18 protein-coding genes and 1 pseudogene are annotated in these 19,542 nt (G+C 69.3%); 11 read left to right on the forward strand and 8 right to left on the reverse strand.

Going from position 1 to position 19,542, the window contains the following annotated elements; genetic code table 11:
• Nucleotides 1-45: 45 nt before the first annotated feature.
• On the forward strand, nucleotides 46-150 hold the full coding sequence (locus ACFY1H_RS49250) for a BBE domain-containing protein (protein WP_386956756.1): 105 nt from the start codon (nucleotides 46-48) through the stop codon (nucleotides 148-150).
• A gap of 33 nt (nucleotides 151-183) precedes the next feature.
• Here ACFY1H_RS49250 and ACFY1H_RS49255 read toward each other — a convergent pair.
• Nucleotides 184-365 (reverse strand): annotated as a pseudogene (locus tag ACFY1H_RS49255) (EamA family transporter); the annotation flags it as partial.
• A 784-nt stretch (nucleotides 366-1,149) separates the two neighbouring features.
• Between ACFY1H_RS49255 and ACFY1H_RS49260 the strand changes: the two are divergent.
• From ACFY1H_RS49260 to ACFY1H_RS49275, 4 genes are all read left to right on the forward strand, one after another.
• Nucleotides 1,150-1,362, forward strand: a complete 213-nt coding sequence (locus ACFY1H_RS49260) for a hypothetical protein (RefSeq protein WP_366589423.1) — start codon at nucleotides 1,150-1,152, stop codon at nucleotides 1,360-1,362.
• Between the two features lie 180 nt (nucleotides 1,363-1,542).
• On the forward strand, nucleotides 1,543-4,044 hold the full coding sequence (locus ACFY1H_RS49265; protein WP_386956744.1) for an alkaline phosphatase D family protein: 2,502 nt from the start codon (nucleotides 1,543-1,545) through the stop codon (nucleotides 4,042-4,044).
• Nucleotides 4,045-4,674: 630 nt separating this feature from the next.
• Nucleotides 4,675-4,812, forward strand: a complete 138-nt coding sequence (locus ACFY1H_RS49270) for a hypothetical protein (RefSeq protein WP_366589419.1) — start codon at nucleotides 4,675-4,677, stop codon at nucleotides 4,810-4,812.
• A 732-nt stretch (nucleotides 4,813-5,544) separates the two neighbouring features.
• Entirely contained in the window at nucleotides 5,545-5,730 is a 186-nt protein-coding gene (locus ACFY1H_RS49275; protein WP_366589417.1) for a hypothetical protein, read from the forward strand.
• Between the two features lie 558 nt (nucleotides 5,731-6,288).
• On the opposite strand, the gene ACFY1H_RS49280 is transcribed toward ACFY1H_RS49275, so the two are convergent.
• Nucleotides 6,289-7,251 carry a helix-turn-helix domain-containing protein gene (locus ACFY1H_RS49280; RefSeq protein ID WP_366589415.1) on the reverse strand — a complete coding sequence of 321 codons (963 nt, stop codon included), beginning with the start codon at nucleotides 7,249-7,251 and terminating at the stop codon, nucleotides 6,289-6,291.
• Nucleotides 7,252-7,436: 185 nt separating this feature from the next.
• Between ACFY1H_RS49280 and ACFY1H_RS49285 the strand changes: the two genes are divergently transcribed.
• Entirely contained in the window at nucleotides 7,437-10,844 is a 3,408-nt protein-coding gene (locus tag ACFY1H_RS49285) for a S8 family serine peptidase (RefSeq protein ID WP_386956745.1), read from the forward strand.
• Between the two features lie 413 nt (nucleotides 10,845-11,257).
• On the opposite strand, the gene ACFY1H_RS49290 is transcribed toward ACFY1H_RS49285, so the two are convergent.
• The gene (locus ACFY1H_RS49290; RefSeq protein WP_386956746.1) at nucleotides 11,258-11,569 is read right to left on the reverse strand and encodes an amidohydrolase family protein; all 312 of its coding nucleotides are present in this window, start codon (nucleotides 11,567-11,569) and stop codon (nucleotides 11,258-11,260) included.
• A 187-nt stretch (nucleotides 11,570-11,756) separates the two neighbouring features.
• Here ACFY1H_RS49290 and ACFY1H_RS49295 point away from each other — a divergent pair, with 187 nt between their 5' ends.
• Nucleotides 11,757-12,011, forward strand: coding sequence for a hypothetical protein (locus tag ACFY1H_RS49295; RefSeq protein WP_386956747.1), 255 nt, complete (start codon nucleotides 11,757-11,759; stop codon nucleotides 12,009-12,011).
• A gap of 140 nt (nucleotides 12,012-12,151) precedes the next feature.
• On the opposite strand, the gene ACFY1H_RS49300 is transcribed toward ACFY1H_RS49295, so the two are convergent.
• The 4 genes from ACFY1H_RS49300 to ACFY1H_RS49315 all read right to left on the reverse strand — a co-directional run bounded on the left by ACFY1H_RS49300 (nucleotide 12,152) and on the right by ACFY1H_RS49315 (nucleotide 15,294).
• Nucleotides 12,152-12,298, reverse strand: a complete 147-nt coding sequence (locus ACFY1H_RS49300) for a hypothetical protein (RefSeq protein ID WP_366589405.1) — start codon at nucleotides 12,296-12,298, stop codon at nucleotides 12,152-12,154.
• 11 nt (nucleotides 12,299-12,309) lie between these two features.
• Complete coding sequence (locus tag ACFY1H_RS49305) at nucleotides 12,310-12,582, reverse strand: hypothetical protein (RefSeq protein ID WP_386956748.1); 273 nt, start codon at nucleotides 12,580-12,582, stop codon at nucleotides 12,310-12,312.
• A gap of 779 nt (nucleotides 12,583-13,361) precedes the next feature.
• On the reverse strand, nucleotides 13,362-14,129 hold the full coding sequence (locus ACFY1H_RS49310) for an alpha/beta fold hydrolase (RefSeq protein ID WP_386956749.1): 768 nt from the start codon (nucleotides 14,127-14,129) through the stop codon (nucleotides 13,362-13,364).
• Between the two features lie 262 nt (nucleotides 14,130-14,391).
• Entirely contained in the window at nucleotides 14,392-15,294 is a 903-nt protein-coding gene (locus tag ACFY1H_RS49315; RefSeq protein ID WP_386956750.1) for a LysR family transcriptional regulator, read from the reverse strand.
• Nucleotides 15,295-15,461: 167 nt separating this feature from the next.
• Here ACFY1H_RS49315 and ACFY1H_RS49320 point away from each other — a divergent pair, with 167 nt between their 5' ends.
• The 3 genes from ACFY1H_RS49320 to ACFY1H_RS49330 all read left to right on the forward strand — a co-directional run bounded on the left by ACFY1H_RS49320 (nucleotide 15,462) and on the right by ACFY1H_RS49330 (nucleotide 17,836).
• Nucleotides 15,462-16,955, forward strand: a complete 1,494-nt coding sequence (locus ACFY1H_RS49320) for an MFS transporter (protein WP_386956751.1) — start codon at nucleotides 15,462-15,464, stop codon at nucleotides 16,953-16,955.
• A 12-nt stretch (nucleotides 16,956-16,967) separates the two neighbouring features.
• Nucleotides 16,968-17,348 (forward strand): hypothetical protein, encoded by a 381-nt coding sequence (locus ACFY1H_RS49325; protein ID WP_386956752.1) that lies wholly within the window; start codon nucleotides 16,968-16,970, stop codon nucleotides 17,346-17,348.
• A gap of 101 nt (nucleotides 17,349-17,449) precedes the next feature.
• The gene (locus tag ACFY1H_RS49330) at nucleotides 17,450-17,836 is read left to right on the forward strand and encodes an RHS repeat-associated core domain-containing protein (RefSeq protein ID WP_386956753.1); all 387 of its coding nucleotides are present in this window, start codon (nucleotides 17,450-17,452) and stop codon (nucleotides 17,834-17,836) included.
• 217 nt (nucleotides 17,837-18,053) lie between these two features.
• On the opposite strand, the gene ACFY1H_RS49335 is transcribed toward ACFY1H_RS49330, so the two are convergent.
• On the reverse strand, nucleotides 18,054-18,317 hold the full coding sequence (locus ACFY1H_RS49335; RefSeq protein WP_386956754.1) for a hypothetical protein: 264 nt from the start codon (nucleotides 18,315-18,317) through the stop codon (nucleotides 18,054-18,056).
• A gap of 650 nt (nucleotides 18,318-18,967) precedes the next feature.
• Here ACFY1H_RS49335 and ACFY1H_RS49340 point away from each other — a divergent pair.
• A complete protein-coding gene (locus ACFY1H_RS49340; protein WP_386956755.1) occupies nucleotides 18,968-19,447 on the forward strand; it encodes a hypothetical protein in 480 nt (159 codons plus the stop codon).
• The last annotated feature ends 95 nt before the right edge of the window (nucleotides 19,448-19,542 follow it).

Here is a 19,542-nt window from a genome sequence, read left to right on the forward strand (position 1 = left end):
CGGCTGGTCAACAACCTCGCCCCCGAGGAAGCGCCCGACGCCGCCGTGATCTACGGACCGGAGCGCTACCGACGCCTCGCGGCCGTGAAGTCGAAGTACGACCCGGCCAACATGTTCCGGATCAACCACAACGTGGTGCCGGCTACCTGAACAGGGAGATATTCAACCAACCCGAGCTCAGCAAGGGGTGGTCGCGTTGAAGATGCTGGCCAGCCCGGAGGGGATGTACTGCTCCGCCCACGAGAACAGCAGGTACGGCGTCGCGCACAACAGCACTGACACCACTGCGAGGTGGCCCCCAGCGCGGGATCGCGGGGGAGTGGCCGGCGCCGGACCACGAGGATCACGGCGAGCGCCAGCGCGCCGAAGCAACAAGATCGCCGCTGGATCCCGACGACGGCTTTCGGCCGTGATCGAGGGCATCGTCTATTCCTACCGGAAGGCGCCGGTGGTGGGTGGCTGTTCGCGTTTCGAGTTGCCGCCATCGGCGTCGGGCTTTGCTTCGGAGGCTTGGTCCTGGAGCTCGGCGACAGGCCAGGGTGCGCTCGGAGAGCGAGCCGGTCGGCCAGCGCCAACGCGCGGTGCCGGAGGCCTCTGCCGCGGCCTACAGGTGGTGGGAGCGGACGCTGATCCAACGCAGCTGGGTCTGCGAGTTCATGGGGGCCGGACCGCCCGACACCGGTGTTGGCTCGGGCATCTCGCTCTGTGCGGCGGCGGACCCAGTCGTCCAGCTCGGTCGCGGCCGTGGCTGGGTCGAGCGCGGCCAGCGCCAGGCGGTAGCGGATTCCCCAAGTTCCCCGGTGTAGTGCGGGACATCACCGAACGCTCACGGCGCCGTTCAGACGCCGGTCACCGTCAGTGCCTAAAGGCTGCTCGGCCGGCTGTCCTGGCCTGAGGCACCTGCCAGACCGCGATCACGGTGTCGAGGGCGTGCTCGTCGGCGAGCACGAATAATCGCTCGTGGACCAGAGCGCAATAGTCCAGCGCTACAGTTCGTGACCGGATCGGTTCGCGATAAGTAGGGCGGGCCCGATCTCCGAAGGCCGGCTCGCCGACCTGCCGGCGACGCGGACCTGCATCGCCTGCGCGAACCGAATGTGACGCAACCACTCCACGGCAACGCAACGCTTCAAGACACGTTCCTTCGCGTTGAACCACCACCTCGCCCGGCGGTTCGCCGGTCGGACGCCTGGGTGGTCGAACGGCCGGCCGATCGTCGACATCACCCTCGAAATCGTGACCAGCCCCGGGCATCAACGTGCCCTGTCGGCACGCGAGCGCTCCGGCGGCCATCAGTTCCTGCAGGCTGCGCACTTCGAAGGAGGTCAAAAAGAACTCCGCGCCGCTGCCTTCGAATTCTGATGAATCCGCAGTACTCAAGCTTTTCCGGGCGATCGCTGGGGGCGGCCTGGGAAGTCTTCTGCCGACCACCAACACCGGACGTCCGGTGTACCGGAGCCGTTCAACTCGCCGCCACGAGGTCGGCACCTGGGTCCGGCACGCTCGCCGAGGTTTGGGCGACAGAACGGACGAGACGGACAGATGGCGACGTTTTCTCTGGATCGGCGGCGGTTCCTGACGCTGGCCGGTGGCACGGTCGGTGCGGTGGCGCTGGGGGCGGGGCAGCTCGCGGAAGCGGCGGAGCTGGACCCCGCGCCGTTCACCCTGGGGGTGGCTTCCGGCGAGCCCGACCACACGAGCGTGGTGCTGTGGACGCGGCTCGCGCCGGACCCCCTGGACGCGGCGACCGGCGGGATGCCGGCCGAGCCGGTGCAGGTGACGTGGGAGCTGGCGCGCGACGAAGGGTTCCGCCACGTGATCGCGCGCGGGGCGGTCACCGCGGTGCCCGAGTCGGCGCACACCGTGCACGTGCTGGCGACAGACCTGGCGCCGGATCGGTGGTACTGGTACCGCTTCACGGCTGACGGCGTCCGCAGCCGTACCGGCCGCACGCGCACGCTGCCAGCGCCCGGGGCGAAGCCGGACGTGATGCGGTTCGCGTTCGTGTCGTGCCAGTCGTGGGCTGGCGGGCCGTACCCGGCCTACCGCGACCTGGCCGGGCAGGACCTCGACTTCGTCGTGCACCTCGGCGACTACATCTACGAGACTACCAAGGGCGGCCTCGACGAGTTCCGTCGGCTGCACGCGCTGTACAAGACCTCCCCGGACCTGCGCGCGGCACACGCGAGGTTCCCGTTCTTCCTCACCTGGGACGACCATGAGGTGCAGAACAACTACGCCGGCGACGTCGCGGGCGGCGCCGGGGACGGCCGGCCGTTCCTGGAGCGGCGCGCCAACGGTTACCAGGCGTACTACGAGCACCTGCCGATGCGCCCCGAGCAGCAGGCGCACGGTCCGGACGCGCTGATGTACCGGCGGATGAGCTTCGGCCGGCTCGCGGAGTTCAGCATCCTCGACACGCGCCAGTATCGCTCCGACCAGGCGCTGGGCGACGGCCGCAAAGAACCGACCGGCGAGGTGTTCGACCCGGCGCGCACGCTCACGGGATCCGAGCAGGAGCGCTGGCTGCTCGACGGTCTCGCCGCGTCGAAGGCCATCTGGAACGTGATCGCGCAGCAGACCATCATGGCGCAGTTCGACTACGACCTCGGGCCGGACAAGATCGTCAACCTGGACCAGTGGGACGGCTACCCGCCGGCCCGCGCGCGCATCCTCGACTTCATCGCCCGCGAGCGGCCCGCCAACCCGGTGGTGCTGAGCGGCGACTGGCATACGCACTGGGTCAACGATCTCAAGACCGACTTCGACGACCCGCACTCACGCACGATCGCCACCGAATTCGTGGGCACCTCGATCTCGTCGGGTGCCGGCTGGGACGCCGACGTCCGACTGGGCCTGCCGGCGAACCCGCACGTCAAGTTCTACAACGGCACCTACCGCGGCTACGTGAAGTGCGTGGTCACCCGCGAGAAGTGGCGCAGCGACCTGCGGATCGTGCTCAATGCGAGCGACGCGGCGTCGCCCGCCTACACGATCGCGGCCTACGAGGTGCGCGACGGCGTGCCGGGCGCGTACCGCGTCGACGACGGCGACGGCCTGGTCGGGGTGGTCACCGACCGCGCGAACGGCAAGCCGCTGGGCAATGTCGAGGTCGCCGTGCACCGGGAGGACGGGTCGCGCCTCGTCGCCGTCACGACCGACCCGACCGGCGAGTACGTCGCCTTCGCCCCTGCCGGCGCCTACACGTTGCGCGTCAACGGGGTCGGCTACGACCTGGCGTCCATGCCGGCGCGGATCGGCGCGACCGGCGGGTCCACAGTGGACTTCCGGCTGGCGCGGTCGGTGGCCGGCGCGGCGAAGGGTCGCACGGTGCCCGGCCCGCAGTCGCAGGCCACCGCGTCGGATTTCGTGCTGGCCAACGACCTGCTGGCGCTGGCGATTTCGGCCGGCACCACCGACCCCCAGCTGCCCGGTGTCACGCTGGGCAAGCCGCTCGACCTCGCCGCGCTCGGGCACCTCGACCAGCTCGACTGGATGAACCTGCCCTACGCGTCGGCGGCGCAGCCGCGCGGCGGAAACGCGTGGCAGCAGCTGACCGTGCGGGCCACCGCCGTCGAGCTCATCTCGCCGACCGAGGTCCGGGTGACCGGCGCGAGTACCGCGGTGGCGGGCATCGGCGTGGTGACCACGTTCGGCGTGCGCACGGGCGAGCCGTGGGTGCGCGCGGAGACCGTGTTCACCAACACCGCCGACGCTGCCCGCACGTTCTGGATCGGCGACGTCCTCGACCACGACGGCACCGGCCAGCGCAGCGGCATCGCCGGCCACGGCGCCATCACCGCCTCCGCGCCCGCCGACTTCACCCCCACCGCCCCGTGGCTGGGCATGACCGGCTCCGACCGCCAGACCTACGGCTTGCTCTACGACGAACCGGGCTTCACGGTGTACGCGTGCGGCATCTGGGCCATGACGCAGCGGAAGATCACGCTCGCCCCGGGCGCCGCCTTCACCCTGGGCCGCCGCATCGCCGCCCTCGACAACGGTGGCGCGGCCGATCCGTTCGCGGTGCTCGCCGGTCTCTGATCGCCGGCCAGGGTGGGGCGCCGCAAATTCGGTGCTCCACCCTTCGGCCTCTTCGCCGGGCGTAACGGCGGCGTGCTGGCCCGGCGACCTCGTGCTCGCCGGGCCGTCGGCGCGGGGTCCGGCACGGTCATGCTCGCCCTCGCGGGGACGGCTGGCGCCGGCGCGCGACTGACTTGGTTCACCCGGCTTAACGCGTCAATCGTGGTTACCGGTGAGGTGATGAAGCAGAAGCGCCACCCTGTTCCATACCGGCTGATCGACCGCTACCCGTGCTCGAGGCCACACATCTGCCGCCGTTCGTGGGCACCCGGGTCGACCTGCTCGGCCGCTCCTCGTTCCTGTCGACAACGACCCCCGTGCCATCGCCGCGCCGGGCGTTCGGGTTTCGCCGGTGTGAGTGCGGGCACCCGTCGGCATGATGAGATCGATTCTCCGTGGCCTCGCCGCGGAGGCGGCGGGTACGACGGCGTTGCACGCCGTCACCTACCTGGACATGGCGCTGCGCGGCAGGCCGGCCAGCCGGACCCCGGAGCAGAGTGTGACGCGGTTGGCCGACTTGGCCGGTATCACGATCCCCGCGGACGGGCCCGGAGCGGCCACCACCGCGCCATCGCCGTGTCGGCCGCGCCGATGGCGGCGATCGGGGTGTCGAACCCGCGCAACTGGTCGCTGTCGGACTGGGTGTCCGACGTGGTGCCACGCATCGCGTACGGCTGGGTCATGACGGCGGCTTACGCGGCGATGCGCGACCGCGACGAGTCCGGTTAGCCCGGGCGGACGGGTCTGACCTGGTTCTGTCATCGGCTGCGGAGAAGTTTCCTGACCGCCGCGACGACGAGGCCGCCGGCCAGCGCCCAAGCTCCTGCCACGATGACCGGGTCCAGCAGGTGGTGCCTGACGTCCGCGCGTTTCTTACCGACCCGCGATGAAAAGCCGTGGCGGAACTCGCTGGGGAAACCGGTTTCGGTGACGGGGTTGGTCCGGGCGGACCGTGGCGAACGAGCGGAGGTTGGTGTTCCCACGCGTCGATCCGGTCGGCGGCCGGCAGGAGCAGCCACCGCGCCGCGCGGGCCTCGCTGTACCTGCGGTAAGCCAGTTTGCGCACCGGGCCGGCGAGACCGCGGGGTGGGTCTCGCGGCCGGCAGACAGCGCCGGCAGACGCGGTCGGGGACAACTCCGGGTACAGCGGGCCGAGGTCGAGGAGGACGGTCCCGCTGCGCAGTCCTCGGCACAGCGCCTCGCCGGCCTGCTTTGTCGAGGAGTGGCGATTCAGGCCGCCGCTGGAGCGCACGGCCATCAGCTCGGGGCGGCCCGGGCCTCCGGGCACCGTGCCGGGGATCAGCACGGCCGGCCCGCCGGGACATCACTACGTACAGTCGTCATGGCGCGACACTGCTGCCACAGTCCGTAACGCCGCGCTTGTGTGCGGAGACTGATTTTTTAGCCAAGATCGGCTTCCAAGCGGCTTCGCGGGTCAGGGCGAAGCCGTACTCTGAGGGCATGGCTGACCAGGTACAGCAGAGACCCGGCGAATCGAACGCCCAATGGCTGAATCGGCTTGAAGCCCTCCTGGTCGTCCACATGGAACGGGTCACCGGCATGGGCTCAGCCGCTGACGAGGAAGAAGAGAGAATCCGGGCCACCATCGCCGCCCTGAAACGCGGCGAGGCACCGACGAACCCCTGACCTGGGGCTCAGGGCCTGGTGGTGAAGGGTTTCGCGCTGGGTGTAGTGCGCTCCGGCGGGCGCCGGAACCGGAGCCTGGCACAACGCCGAGCCCGACGGCCGCAAGTAGCCGTCGTAGCGGCGCATCCTTCGCCGCACCGCACCGCACCGCACCGCACCGCACCGCACCGCACCGCGCCGCACCGGAGCCGGCGCGGCGGCTCCGTGCCGAGTTCAGCATGGGCCACCGGACCGCAGTGGAGCGCAACGGCTTCGGGAAGTGCGCGGCGCCGGCGTCCTGGCAGGATGGCACCCGGGAGCCGGGTGAGCACGACGCGATCCCGCTGCCACCCAACCAGCGAGTGAACCTCGGGCCAAGAAACGACGTCTGGGGCGACGCGCTCGCCGAAGGCACGGCGAAGCGAGGTCCCGCATTCGGGGAAGGCGACGTCGTAGCCTGCCCGCGCCCGCCATCGGCGATGACGTCAGCCATCTCCTCGGCCGACCGGTACGGAGGCGGCACGCGCGCGCCAAACCGTCCAGCGTGCCTCGCCGCTCGCTACGGCTTCGAGCCGATGATCACAGCCAGCCTCGCCGCGTGGCTTCCATCGCGATCTGGAACCGGGTGCGCGCGCCGACGCGGTGCATCAGCTTCGTGACGTGCCGCTGCACCGTGCGCTCGCTCCAGCCCAGCGCGCGCCCGACCGCCTTGTCCGTCAGCCCGGACGCCAGCAGCATCAGCAGCTGCGCCTCGCCGGGCGGCAACGCGTCCGAAGCGCCCGACTGGAACGGCACGCTCCGCGCCCACACCGCCTCGAACAACGCGATCAGCGCGTCCAGCAGCGGCGACGGGTGGATCACGTACGAAGCTGTCAACGCCACGTCCCCGGGGCGCAGCAAGGGAATCATCGCGTACCGGTCGTCCGCGATCGCGAGCTTCATCGGCACCTCGCCGGCGATCCGGGCCTCCTCACCGTGGCGCACACCGACCGCGATGTCGTCGAGGACGCCGCTGAGTTCGAGCGCGCTCTTGTCGTATACGACGCGGTAGCGCACGCCCCGCTCCAGTAGCGCGAGCTCGATGTGGTTCGGCTCCTGGTGCCCGTTCGGCGCGGCGTACGGCGGGCGGTCGAACCCGCGCATCTGCACAAGGACCTCCTGCTGCACGCACGCCCATCGCTCATTGACCTCGTCGCGCCCGGAGATCACCTCCACCAGCTCGCCCGGTTGCGCGAAGCGGGTGCTCGCACGGTAGGCGGCCGTCAACGTCGCGATGTGACGGCGCGTGTCGCGCAGCGCTGCTTCGCGTTCCTGCAGCACGGCCTCGATCGCGCTGTCCGGTGGCACCACGACGAACCGCGCCGGGCGCCCCGCCGAGCGCGTCGCCAACCCGAGGTCCACGAGCCGCTGCACCGCCCGGCGCACGCTCGCCGGCGGGCGGCGGCAGTCTTCCGCCAGTTCGGCGGCCGTCGCCTGCGTCCGGTGGACGAGCGCGTCGTAGACCGCCTCGTCGTCACCGCTGAGCCCGATCGCCTCGAGCACGTCGTTCCTCCCACTGGTCCGGACCACGAAGGATGTCGGAAACCCGACAGCTGACCGGAACTGGCCACCCTGCGAGCTTGTCACGCCCCTGATCACTCCTGCACCGTTTTCCGGTGGCGGGCGCCCACCCCGACGCGCCCGCCACATCTCCCCTGCCAGAGATGACGGAGCGAAGGAGTCTCCCCATGTCCCTGTCCGCCTTGCGGACGCGCGGGCAACGCCTGGTCCTCGCGGTGCTGGTCACCGCCGGGACGCTGGGCGCACTGCCCGCGGTACCGGCGTCGGCCGCCCCCACCGGACCGGCCCACTCGCCGAAGATCGCCCAGGAACTGAGAACCCGGATGGCCGCGGCCCGGATGGGCCCGGGCACCCGGTTCGAAGCCGCCGTGGTCCTCAAGGACCGCACCGGGCTCACGCGCGCCGACGCACGCCGACAGCTCGCCGATTCGGCCGCCGCCATGCAGGCGCCGGTGGTGAACCTCGTCGACGCGCGCGGCGATCAGGTCGTGAACACCTTCTGGCTCAAGAACATGGTCCTCGTGCGCGCCACGCCGGCCACCCTCGACGCCGTCGCCGCGCTGCCACTGGTCGACCACGTGATCCCGAACTTCACCCTCACCACGCCGACCGAGCCGCCGGTCAAGAAGGTCTCCGCTCGCCAGGCGGGCGAAACGGCGACGTGGGGCGTGCAGAAGATCGGCGCCGACCGCGTGCAACAGGAACGCGGGCTCACCGGCAAGGGTGTGCGCGTGGCGATCCTCGACACCGGCATCGACGCCGAGCACCCCGACCTCGCGGGCAAGCTCGTGACCGACGACCCTGCCGATCCGGAGCACCCCGGTGGCTGGCTGGAGTTCGGTGAGGACGGCACGCCCGTGCACTCCACGCCGCACGACAGCGCCTACCACGGCACCCACGTCGCCGGCACCATCGCCGGCGGCGCCGCGTCCGGCGAGCAGATCGGTGTCGCGCCCGGCGCGGATCTGATGGCAGGCCTCGTGATCCCCGGCGGGTCCGGCACGCTCGCGCAGGTCGTCGCCGGCATGCAGTGGGCGATCGCGCCGTACGACGCCGACGGCAGGCCCGCCGGTAAGCCGGCCGACGTCGTCAGCATGTCCCTCGGCGAAGAGGGCTACGCCGAGGAGATGGTGGAGCCCGCGCGCAACATCTACCTCGCCGGCGCGTTCCCGGCCTTCGCCATCGGCAACGACTGCGTGCCCGGCGGCTCGGCCAGTCCGGGCAACATCTACGAGTCGGTGGGTGTCGGCGCGACCGACGCCGACGACAACGTGCCCGATTTCTCCTGCGGCGGTGTCGTCCACAAGACGGACTGGCAGAACGCGCCGGAGTCCTGGCCCGCCAGCTACGTCGTGCCCGACCTGTCCGCGCCCGGTCTCGACGTGACGTCGAGCCTGCCCGGCGGCGAGTACGGCAGCCTGAGCGGCACGTCGATGGCCACGCCGCACGTCTCGGGCACGGTCGCGCTGATGCGGCAGGCGAACCCCGGCCTCAGCGTGGACGAAACCCTCGACATCCTCGACGGCACGGCATTCTCCGACGACCGCTACGGCGCACTTCCCAACACCCGCTACGGTGCGGGCCGGATCGACGCGTACGCGGCCGTCGCCGAAGCATCGCTCACCAGCGGCGTCAGCGGCACGGTGACGGCCGACGGGACGCGGGCGCCCCTGTCCGGCACCACGATCATGGTCACCTCGACCGGCCGCAAGGCCACGACCGACGCAGCGGGGCACTTCACGCTCCGCCTGCCAGCCGGCCGCTACGACCTCGCGCTGTCCCGCTTCGGTTACCGCGACCAGCACGTGAGCGCCACCGTCGTGGACGACGCGATCGCCGACCTGAAGATCACGCTCCAGCCGACCCCGCGCGGCACGATCACCGGCCGCGTGACCTTCGGCCCGACGCGTTCGGCGGTGCCCGGCGCCACCGTCCGCGTGCTCGGTGTCCCGGACGAGCTCACCGCGGTGTCCGACCGCAACGGCCGCTACACCGTGCCGAACGTCCCCGAGGGCACCTACCAGGTGTCCGCGTCCGCGCCCGGCATCTCGGCCACCGAGCCTCGGCAAGTCGGTGTCACGGGCAAGAAGTCCCACACCGGCACGGACTTCGCGTTGCCTCGCCCGGCCGCGACCCAGCGGGTCTCGTTGACCGGGACCGGACAGGAGGTCCACGCGGACGCGTTCTGGCCCGCGCTCAGCGGCGACGGCGGCGTGATCGCCTTCGGCGACCTGGCGCCTGACCTTGTGCCGGGCGACACCAACGAGGACGTCGACGTCTTCGCGCGGGACGCCCGCACCGGGATCGTCGAGCGGATGTCTGTCGCCTCCGACGGCACGGGCGCGAACGCGTGGGCCATCAGCCCCACCGTCAGCCCCGACGGCCGGTACGTCGGTTTCCTCAGCGGCGCCACGAACCTCGTGCCGGGTGACACCAACGGTGTGCCCGACGCGTTCGTGCACGACCGCAAGACGGGCAAGACCGAGCGGATCTCCGTCGGCACCGGCGGGGAGCAGGCGAACCAGTCGTCGAGCCAGCCGGCCATGACCTCGGACGACCGCTACGCCGTGTTCCTCAGCACCGCCACCAACCTGGTGCCCGGGGACACCAACGGCCGCCAGGACGTGTTCCTGCGCGACCGCGTCAGCGGCCGCACCGAGCTGGTGTCGGCCGGCGCGGGTGGCGTGTCGGCGGACGGTGATTCGCTCGAGCCGAGTGTCAGCGCCGACGGCCGGTTCGTGGCGTTCGAAAGCGGCGCGGAGAACCTCGTGCCCGGCACCGCGAACACCCACCGCGACGTGTTCGTGCGCGACCGGCGCACCGGGACCACGGAGATGATCCCGGCGCCCGGAGGAGCCGAGGCCACGCAGCCGTCGATCAGTGCCGACGGCCGCAAGGTCGCGTATGCGATCAGCGGCACCGAAGAGGGTTTCCAGGTGTACGTCTACGACCGGCAGACGCACACCAACACTCTCGTGACGCAGGCGCTGGGCGCAGCCGGCGGCGCGAACGCTTACACCGCCACCCCGCGGATCAGCGCGAACGGCGCGTTCGTGGCGTTCTTCAGCTTCGCCACCAACCTCGTCGCCGGCGACGACGCCTTCTCCGACGTCTACGTGCGCGATCTGCACGCCGGGACGACCGAGAAGATCTCCGGCGGCCCGCACGGCGAATTGGGTGACGCATACAGCGACTTCCCGTCGATCAGCACCGACGGCAAGTACGTCGCCTTCGAAAGCGCGGCGACGAACCTCGTCGCCGGGGACACGAACGGCTACTCCGACGTGTTCGTCCACGACCGCACCCCGGGCCCCGAACCGCGCTTCGCCGTCTCGGACCTCGCGGCCGATTCCCACGGCCACCCGCGGATCACGGCGGCGGTGAAGAACGTCGGCGAGCGCTCCGGCTCGTATACGGGCGTGCTCTGGCTCGACGGCACGGTCGCCGGCGAGCAGACGGTGTCCCTCGGCACCGACCGGACGGCGCGGCTGTCGTTCGACCTGCGGAACCTGGCGAGCGGACCGCACATCGCCCGTCTCGGCGGTCTCACGGTGTCGTTCACCGCGGGCCGCTAGTCCCGGGCCGGGAGGGAGGCGCAGCCCTCCCGGCCCGGTTCTTCCGGCGTGACCAGCTTTGGACTTGCGGGTTCATTTTTGGCCGAGCACGGTGGGGTCATGCCGCGTCAGCCGGCTCGCGCTCGGGACCATGAACTTCGACACGGCGGGGTTCCACGCCCCAACGGGCAGGACCGCGGACGAAGCCCGGCCGATCTTCCGGCGTTACGTCGAGGCCCGCGGCAACTTCCTCGACCCCGGGCGGAGAAGCGCGCCGATCTCGACCGCGTCAGTGCGGCACACCCGGTCGGCGTCTACCGCATGTTCACGCCGGAGTACCAGTCGTGGCTGGTCAGCACCGGCCCGACGTCGGCGACAAGCCGGCCGGCTACGCGCCCGCCGTGCGCAACTGGGCGGCCGAGAAGACCGCTTGATCAGGCCTTCTCGTACACCACCCGACCGTCCACAACGGTCAGGTCGACGCCGATGTCCTTGATGGCACCTGGATCCACCGACAGCGGGTCGGCGCCGAGCACGACGACGTCGGCCAGCTTGCCACGGTCGATCGTGCCGAGGGTGTGCTCGGCGAACTGCGTGGTGGCACTGCCGGGCGTGTAGAGGTGCAGGGCCTCGCGCGCGGTGATCGCGCTGCTTCGAGCAACGACACGGTGGGCCGGTCGAACGCAGCGTTGAACTGGTGCAGTTGGCTGTCGATCAGACCGGGCACGCTGCCGTCGTGCGAGCAACGTCCCAGAACTCGCGGGGCGCGACCTTGTCGGTCGGCGGAGTACATAAGGTCGTGGCGTGCGATCTCATCGACGTTTCGAGAACCCTCCCGCGCCGGCGCACGATGTGGTCGTCGAAACGTTGGAGCGAGCGCTCGGGAACCCGGTGTTTGAGCCCGAGGCGGCGAGTGTGTTGGTCGGAACTGCGTTGAACGACGACGAGCAGACGTTCGTCGAGCGCTGGTGCGTTGAGGTCGGGACGCGGGCCGTGTCGGGCAGCCCTTTACTCGGGCTGGCCGGCCTGTGCTTGGGACATACCGTTCGGCGGTTCGGTCGTCTCAGCGATGAGGCCTTGGCGCTGGCAGCGTCGTTGGCGGCGCGTGCTGAGGCGGACCCGACAGATGTGGACGCGCGGGCAATCGACGGCTTTGATGACGTCCGGGACTTCCTGCACCTTTGGTGACTCGGGCTGCGCGGCATCTCCGAGGTCGACTTTCTGGCGGCCATCGCTCGGGTGGAGGGCCGAGGCCTCATCCGGATTCGCATACGACATCCGTGCGACATAGCTCCTGCGGCTACGTCATCAGCCGCGAGACCCTACAGTCAGCGGAAGTCCCGCGACGACGTGGCGAGGCTTTTGTCGAGCGGGGTGACTTGGGCGCCGACGAGGGACACGGTGGCTTGCCCGACTTGGGCGATGCCGTGCACGAGCAGGGCCGGGCTGTTCAGCCACAGCTGCCGGCGCCACACCGTTGACCGGACTACGGGGCGGCGCGCCGGTGCCTCGTCAGCTGACTCCGGACACAGGGGCTATCCGGGTCACGTCGACGTGGGAAATGAACGTGGGAAATGAAGTAGTCGGGGTCGGCGCTGGTGAACACGAGTACCTGGACGGTGTCGTCGGCCTCGGTTTCCCGGATGAGGGAGACCAGGTCGCGAACCAGTTCGGGTCCGAGGAGGTTCATGGGCGGGGCCGCGATCTCCGCGAACAGAACCGCGTTTTCCTTGTGGACGGTGAGGGTCTCGAGAATCACGGGACCTCCTCGGGTAGGTGGACTGGGTTCCGGCTCCCTGCGGTGGCACGAGCAGCGCCACGGGGGAGATGAGCGGGTATGCCGAACACCGGATCTCCTGCCGGCGAAGGGCTGTCGGATCGGCACAGGCCCTGCCACTAGGTCGTTTGACGGAATCGGCCCGGCATGGGGGCCGCTAGCGTCGGCGCGCCGTCCGTTCGGCGGCCGCCGGCAGGGGCCGTTCGGTGCTTGCGGGCCCGGACGGCGCCACCAGGGTGGCTCGGAATAGCAGTTCCGCTTATGGCTGGGCGGGTCGGTGAGGACGAGGGAGGACCGATGCCCCACGAGAAAAATCGTTGGGCGTCTTCGCCGGCGGCCCGGCGCATACTGGCGAAGCACCGCTTCCCGGCGTGGGGCGCGCCGAGGTGGGCCGGGGAGGGACGGCGGCCGCGGGTGATACGGGGAACGTCGGCCGCGAAGCCGACCTGGCCCTGCCCGACGCCTTCCTTGACCGCGCCGGAGCCGGCACGGCGGCGCTGGTGTTGTCCGGAGACGCCGGCGTGGACAAGACAGCGCTGCTTCGTACGGCAGTGGCGGACGCGCACGAGCGCGGGTTTCGGGTGCTGTCGGCGGCCGGTGCGGAGTTCGAGGGGGCATGGCTGAACCCGCGGCTCAGCCGGCGGCGAAGAAGTCAAGGTACGCCTGGGCCAGGGCGGCGGGGTTCTCCCACGCGATGTTGTGACCGGACGCGGGGATGACGACGCCGCGGACGTCGCGGGCCACTTGCGTGAGCTGTTTGGCTACTGCGTCTCCGAGATAGGCCTCGGCGCCGACGGCCAGGACCGGGCAGCTGAGTGGGTCGGTGTAGTGCGGGCGGTTCTGTTCGGCGTCGGCCTGGCGGGCGCGGTACATCTCCAAGATGGCGCTGGTGCCCCTGGCTGTTCGGCCGAGTGCACTATTTCGTCGATGTCCTCCTCGGCCAGCGCGCTGGGGTCCCACATGTGGCGTCGGGCGTACCAGGTCCAGAACGGGCGTTCCCGCCCGGCCAGCAGTAGCTCGGGCACGTGCGGCAGGCTGAAGAAGCTGAAGTGCCAGCCGGTGCGGACGTCGTCGGCGGCGAGCGAGGGGTCGGGTCCGCCACCCGGCATTCCCGGGCCGACCGGCAATCCCGGCAGGAGCGTTTCCTGGAACACCAGCTGCCGCACCCGCGGCCGGTGGAAGGCCGCGACGGCGTAGGCGATGGCCGCGCCCCAGTCCTCGCCGGCGACGCGGAACTGGTCGAAGCCCAAGTGGGTGGCCAGTTCGGCGACGTCAGCGGCCATCGTGGCGGTGTCGTAGCCGGTCTGGGGACGCTGGGAGCCGCCGGCGCCTCGGTTGTCGACCGCGATGACGGTGTAGTGCGGGGTCAGCAGCGGCACGACGTGGCGCCAGTACGACATGGTCTTCGGCACGCCGTGTACCAAGAACACCGGCTCGCCGGCGCCGCCGATGGCGTAGTGGATCTCCACGCCGTTGACCTTGGGCTTGCCGTGTGAGAGCCGGACTCCGGCGTGGTCGGTGAGGTTCATCTCGGCGAACTCCTTTCCTCTTCGGCCGTGTAGGCGCCGACCGGGTAGTGGATCTTCCAGAGCGGCTGCGGCGGCCGTCGGGTCGGCGTCCACGGTCGGATGGAAGTTTCGCTTCATATAACCGCGTCTCCGTGGCCGCCGATGTCGCCTGCGGCGCACCTGTCACAGATGGAGTGCATCTGAGGATCAGATGGTCGCGCCGTGAACGCACCGGCAACCGCCCTTCCGAGGTGGCAGGGCTGAGTTGGACTACCGGTGCCGGTTAGCTGCCCGCGGTGTGGATGCGCAGCAGCTGATCGGCGAACCGCTGTGCTGCCGGACTGGTCTCGCCCACCGAGGGCAGAATCAGGTAGATGTGCCTTTCCGGGTGCATGTCCTCAACCGCGATGAGCCGCAGAACGCTGTCTGGCGCGGTCAGCACCGGGTACTGCAGGCCGGCTGGAGCGAAGCCGATACCGACGCCTGCGCTGACCAGCTCGAGGAACAGTTCCCAGTCGCCGACCTCACAGACGATCCGGCGCGGTATTCCTTCACCGGCGAACGCGGCGTCACTCAACAGGCGACCTGTCCACCCTGCGGGTACTTCGACGAACCGTTCGTTGGCGAGTTGTCTGATGGTGACCTCGGCCTGCTCTGCCAGGCGGTGATCAGCACGGCAGACGAGGTGCAGCGGTTCTCGCGCCAGGCGAGTCATCCGGAGGCCCGGGACCTGGTTGACCGCGGGTCCGATCACGCAATCCAGTTCTCCCGCCTCGACCATCGAGATCATCGTCAACGCGGGCGCGTACTGCAGGCGCAGGTCGATGCCGGGATGTTCGCGGGTGAACTCGCCGAGATAGGAAATGAACGGCACCAGATGCTGAGCGGAGTGCGAGATGCCGAGGCGCAGTGTGCCGATGAGCACGTCACGGGTGTGGTGTACGGCCTGTTCCGCCTGCGCAGCGCTGGTCAGGGTCCGGCGCGCCGGGCCCACCAAAGCCTCGCCGGCCGCAGTGAGTCGGACGGGCCTGGTTCCGCGGACGTAGAGGGGCGTACCGAGTTCGCGTTCGAGAGCCTGGAGGGAATTCGACAGGCCCGATTGCACGATGAGCTCGCGCTTGGCGGCGCGAGTGATGCTGCGTTCCTCGACCAACGCCAGGAAATGACGTAGCTGTCTGAGTTCCATCGGACACCGCCTCCAGGCCTGAATTGCAGCATATCTGGACAGTGTCATCTCTCAGGCAGATGCAGTGTATCTGTGCGCACTGCCGCCGGACCGGCATCGAAGTTACGACGGGCGCGGTTGACGCCGACGAACCCCTAAGGGACACAGCCACGACAGGAGATTCGCCAATGGCAGACCACTCGATGAATGGCGCCGCGCCGCTACCCGCTGCGCGCGAATCGCGGCGGGCCATGCTTGTCATCTGGCTGATCTGCGCCGCCCAGTTCGTGCTGCAGCTGGACTTCAGCATTGTGAACGTGGCGTTGCCCTCGATCCAGCGGGAGCTGGGCATGCCCGCGGCGGAGTTGCAATGGATCGTCACCGGGTACGCGTTGGCGTTCGGGTCGCTGCTGCTGGCAGGCGGTCGCCTGGCGGACCTGCTCGGCCGGCGACAGGTGCTGACCCTCGGCCTGGCGCTGTTCGGGATCGCGTCGCTGGCCTGCGGGCTCGCACAGTGGCCGATCATGCTGATCATCGCCAGGATCGTGCAGGGCGCGGCCGGGGCGATGGTCTCCCCGGCTGCGCTGTCGCTGCTGACGACGACCAACGCAGAAGGGGCTGCGCGCAACCGGGCGTTGGCGATCTGGCAGGCCACCACCGCCGCGGGCGCGACCGCCGCGGTAGTGGTCGGCGGGCTGCTCACCCAGTACTTCGGCTGGCGGGCGGTGTTCCTGATCAACCCGCCGATCATCGCCATCATGCTCGCGCTGGTCCCGCGACTGCCGGCCGGGAAACGGTCCGGCGGCGGCAGCGTCGATGTGCGCGGGGCGCTGCTGGTGACCACCGGCATCGCGGCGCTGATCTTCGGACTCAGCAGTGGGCAACAGCACCGCTTCACTGCGCCCGTCACCATCACGGCTCTCGTCCTGGCTGTGCTGCTGAGCACGGGCTTCGTGTTCGCCGAAAAGCGGGCGGCGGCCCCGATGCTGCCCTTGTCGATCCTGGCGGAGCCGGCCCGGCGGGCCGCGATCGCGGCGATGCTGCTGATCGGTGCCATCCTGGCCGGCTACGTGTACTTCGCGTCGCTGTACATGCAGAAGGTGCTGGGGTTCAGCCCAGTGGCGACCGGCCTGGCGCTGGGCCCGTCGACCGCGACGGTGGTGCTTGTCTCCACGCTCGGTACCCGCCGGCTGCTGGCCCGGTTCAGCATCAAGGGCGTTCTGCTCGCCGGACTGGCCTGCATCGGCGCCGGGCAGCTGTGGCTCGCGCAGATCACCCCCGCCGCCAGCTACCCGGCAGCGGTGCTGCCGGGGCTGGTTCTGACCGCGGCTGGGGTCGGGCTGGCGCTGCCGACCGCGTCGATCGCGATCACCAGCGGGGTCCGGGCCAGCGACCAGGGACTGGCCGGGGCGCTGTTCACCACCAGCCAGCAGACCGGCGCCGCGGTCGGCCTCGCGATCCTCGCCACCGCGGCCGCGGCGGCCACCGACGGCCACAACGGCTCCCTGGTGGACGGCTACCGCCTGTCGTTCGTCATCGCGACCGGCCTCGCAGTCGTCGCCGCGATCATCGTCACGCTCCAGCTCAGCACGAAATCCCACCGCGTTGACCTCGGTCACCAGCAGGCTGGACCCGGCGCATCGCCCTCAGAGCCGCCCGCCTCGCAGCTCGGTAAGAGCTGATAGGTACCTCTCGTGCACTGCGCAACCCCGCGCGCCGCGGAGCCGTGGATCGTCGCCGTCGCCAAGGCCGACCACGACGACCACTGTGCGCTCGGGCTCCACGCCGAGCTGGTCCCCGCAGTGGATCGCCCGACCCTGCGCGTTCTCGCCACTGTCGTAGCCAAGATGCCGTACGGGCTCAGGGTAAGGGTGTCATCAGGAGAGATTGGTGTTGTGGATCGCGTGTTGATTCATGACCTCCCCTTGAGGGAAGCCGAGTGGCCCAGTGTGGGTGCTGAGATCCTGGTGGTATGTGGCGGATATACCAGCGGTGGGCAACTTCGTCTGAGTGCTCGCGAGTCGGATATCGACATCGCGAAGACAAAGGTGAAAGGATGCCCAGGCGAAGCATGACTGAGTACCGCAGCGGATTGGTTCTCTGTACCACTGGGCCCCGCCGGCATTGTGTCCGGCGGGGCCCAGCGCCTATCTGACGGCCGCTCAATGACCTGGAGTTGTTCCGCGCGACCGGCACCTCCAGCACGGTCGGGACCCGGTTCTACACGTCCAACGGCGCACCCGTCGCCGAGCGCAATTTCAAGACCGGCCTGTCGTGGTCGATGACCCAGAGCACTACCTACGCCACCGTCAACGCCGACACCCTCGCCGTCACCCAACGCCGCCAGTACCCCTACGGCGTCTCCCGCGGCCCGGCCCCGTCCGCCTGGCCGGACAAGCACGGCTACCTGGGCGGCTATCAGAACGCCAGCGGGCTGACGCACCTCGGGGCGCGTGAATACGACCCCTTGACCGGACGCTTCACCATCGCCGACCCGGTGCTCAACACCGATGACCCGCAGCAGATGACCGGCTACTCCTACGCCAGCGACAACCCCGTGTGAGAGTCCGACGCGACCGGCTTGTGCTCGGGCCCCGACGGCGCCTGCCACCTGCCCGGCGGCAAGCGCCGTCGGCGGCGGCGCCTGCCGCAACGGTGGCTGGAGCTGTCCGACGAAAAACTCGAACATCTGCGGCTGCAGGGCGAGCCAACAGCATCCCGCGAACAATGGAACTCCGCCCTCCGGCTGGCACCAGCAGCCAGGGCAGAAGGCTCGCGGCTCATCGGGCGGTGCAGCACGCGGCGGATCCGACGATGGCGACGACGACGGACGCTTCTGGGGGAAGGTCTGGGGCGTAGTCAAGGATGTCGGGGAGGACATCTACGAATACTCCGGCGTCAAGGACGTCGTAGACGACTGCTTCAGCGAGTTCGCGCTCCTCGGGTGCGCCAAGGGCGTTGTCGAAGTCGGCTCGTGGTTCGTGCCCGTCGCCGTCGCCGCCGCCGCCCACGGGGCCGAACTCGCCGTCGACGCCGGCGTCCACCTCACCTGGCTGCCGACGGGGTTGAAGCGGAATTCAGAAGCCTCATCGCCGAAGGCGCCGACGAGGTCGCGACCGCTTGTCGTAACAGCTTCGCCGGAGACACCCCCGCCGGCCCGAAGAAGATCACCTCCACCGCACACCACCTGTGGTGCGACGTCGCCACACAACTGGACCGACGCCACCAACCTGAAGCCCGCGACCTGCTCGACACACCCGGCAACGGCCACGCCACCATCCAAACCCTGCACCGCTACAGCAGCAGCTTCCGCACCTACAACCTCACCATCGACACCACCCACACGTACCATGTATTCGCGGGCACCACGCCGGTGTTGGTCCACAATTCGTCGTGTCCTGTATGCGAAAACCCAGGGCATCACGACCCGGCGGGCGGTCGCCCTAATCCTTACAACCGTGCGAAGGGCGTACTGTCGGGTGACGCGGAGGAGCAATTCGCCAACAGTGTCCAGGTGGGTAAGGTGCGCTGGACCAAAATTGGCTCAGGAAGAAAGGCTGTATACCACCGGTACTCCCAGCACGGTGATGATGTGTGGCACTTCAGTGGCAGTAGCAACGAAGCGACGAAATCTGGAGTGCCAGTGAGGATTCCGCTTGACGATATTCCGGCTACGATCAAGAGGGGCTAGAGGTTGAGGTTTTCGACCGATGATGGCGAGTTCGGCCTCGTTGTCGAACCAGTGGAAAGTTCGGGAATGTCGCGCTTTCAGCTGGTTGTCGAAGGCCAGTTGATCGGCGGCGCTGATCCGAACTTCGCCTACGGTGCCTTTGAGGAGTTGGGGCATCTTCCGCAGTTCTCGGACGAGAGGCTAGGTCGACTTTGCGAGGACACTGCTGCCGTCTTGGAAGTCCTGCGTATCGAGGAGGAATTTCATGATCCCGCGACGGTGTCGCTCACCGAGGCGCAGGATTCATGGTTAGTTCAGCGCTATGTTTACCGGGGCGATGTCGTTGTGATCGCTCGAGCATATAATGGTTCTTCCTTGAGTGGATCTGCACTGTTCTCTATTCTGGAATTTGCCGACTTTGCGTCGATAATTGAATTTTCTCGTAGTTTTTGGGCTCAGAATGACGAGGGTTTTCGATCGGAGGCCTGGCGAGTAAAGACTTAGTACTGCAACGACACTTCGTTATGAATCGACCGGCGTGTCGGTTAGGCTCGGGTTCGACGGTCGTGTAGTTGATCTTGTGTGCTGGAGATGGTGAC

The sequence above is a fragment of the Amycolatopsis sp. NPDC001319 genome (assembly GCF_042896185.1).
GTDB lineage: Bacteria > Actinomycetota > Actinomycetes > Mycobacteriales > Pseudonocardiaceae > Amycolatopsis.

Excerpts from the sequence above, each read along its gene's own strand:
- ACFY1H_RS49265 (WP_386956744.1), top strand. The coding sequence starts at position 1,543 with ATGGCGACGTTTTCTCTGGATCGGCGGCGGTTCCTGACGCTGGCCGGT.
- ACFY1H_RS49270 (WP_366589419.1), top strand. The coding sequence starts at position 4,675 with ATGGCGGCGATCGGGGTGTCGAACCCGCGCAACTGGTCGCTGTCGGAC.
- ACFY1H_RS49275 (WP_366589417.1), top strand. The coding sequence starts at position 5,545 with ATGGCTGACCAGGTACAGCAGAGACCCGGCGAATCGAACGCCCAATGG.
- ACFY1H_RS49285 (WP_386956745.1), top strand. The coding sequence starts at position 7,437 with ATGTCCCTGTCCGCCTTGCGGACGCGCGGGCAACGCCTGGTCCTCGCG.
- ACFY1H_RS49310 (WP_386956749.1), bottom strand. The coding sequence starts at position 14,129 with ATGAACCTCACCGACCACGCCGGAGTCCGGCTCTCACACGGCAAGCCC.
- ACFY1H_RS49315 (WP_386956750.1), bottom strand. The coding sequence starts at position 15,294 with ATGGAACTCAGACAGCTACGTCATTTCCTGGCGTTGGTCGAGGAACGC.
- ACFY1H_RS49320 (WP_386956751.1), top strand. The coding sequence starts at position 15,462 with ATGGCAGACCACTCGATGAATGGCGCCGCGCCGCTACCCGCTGCGCGC.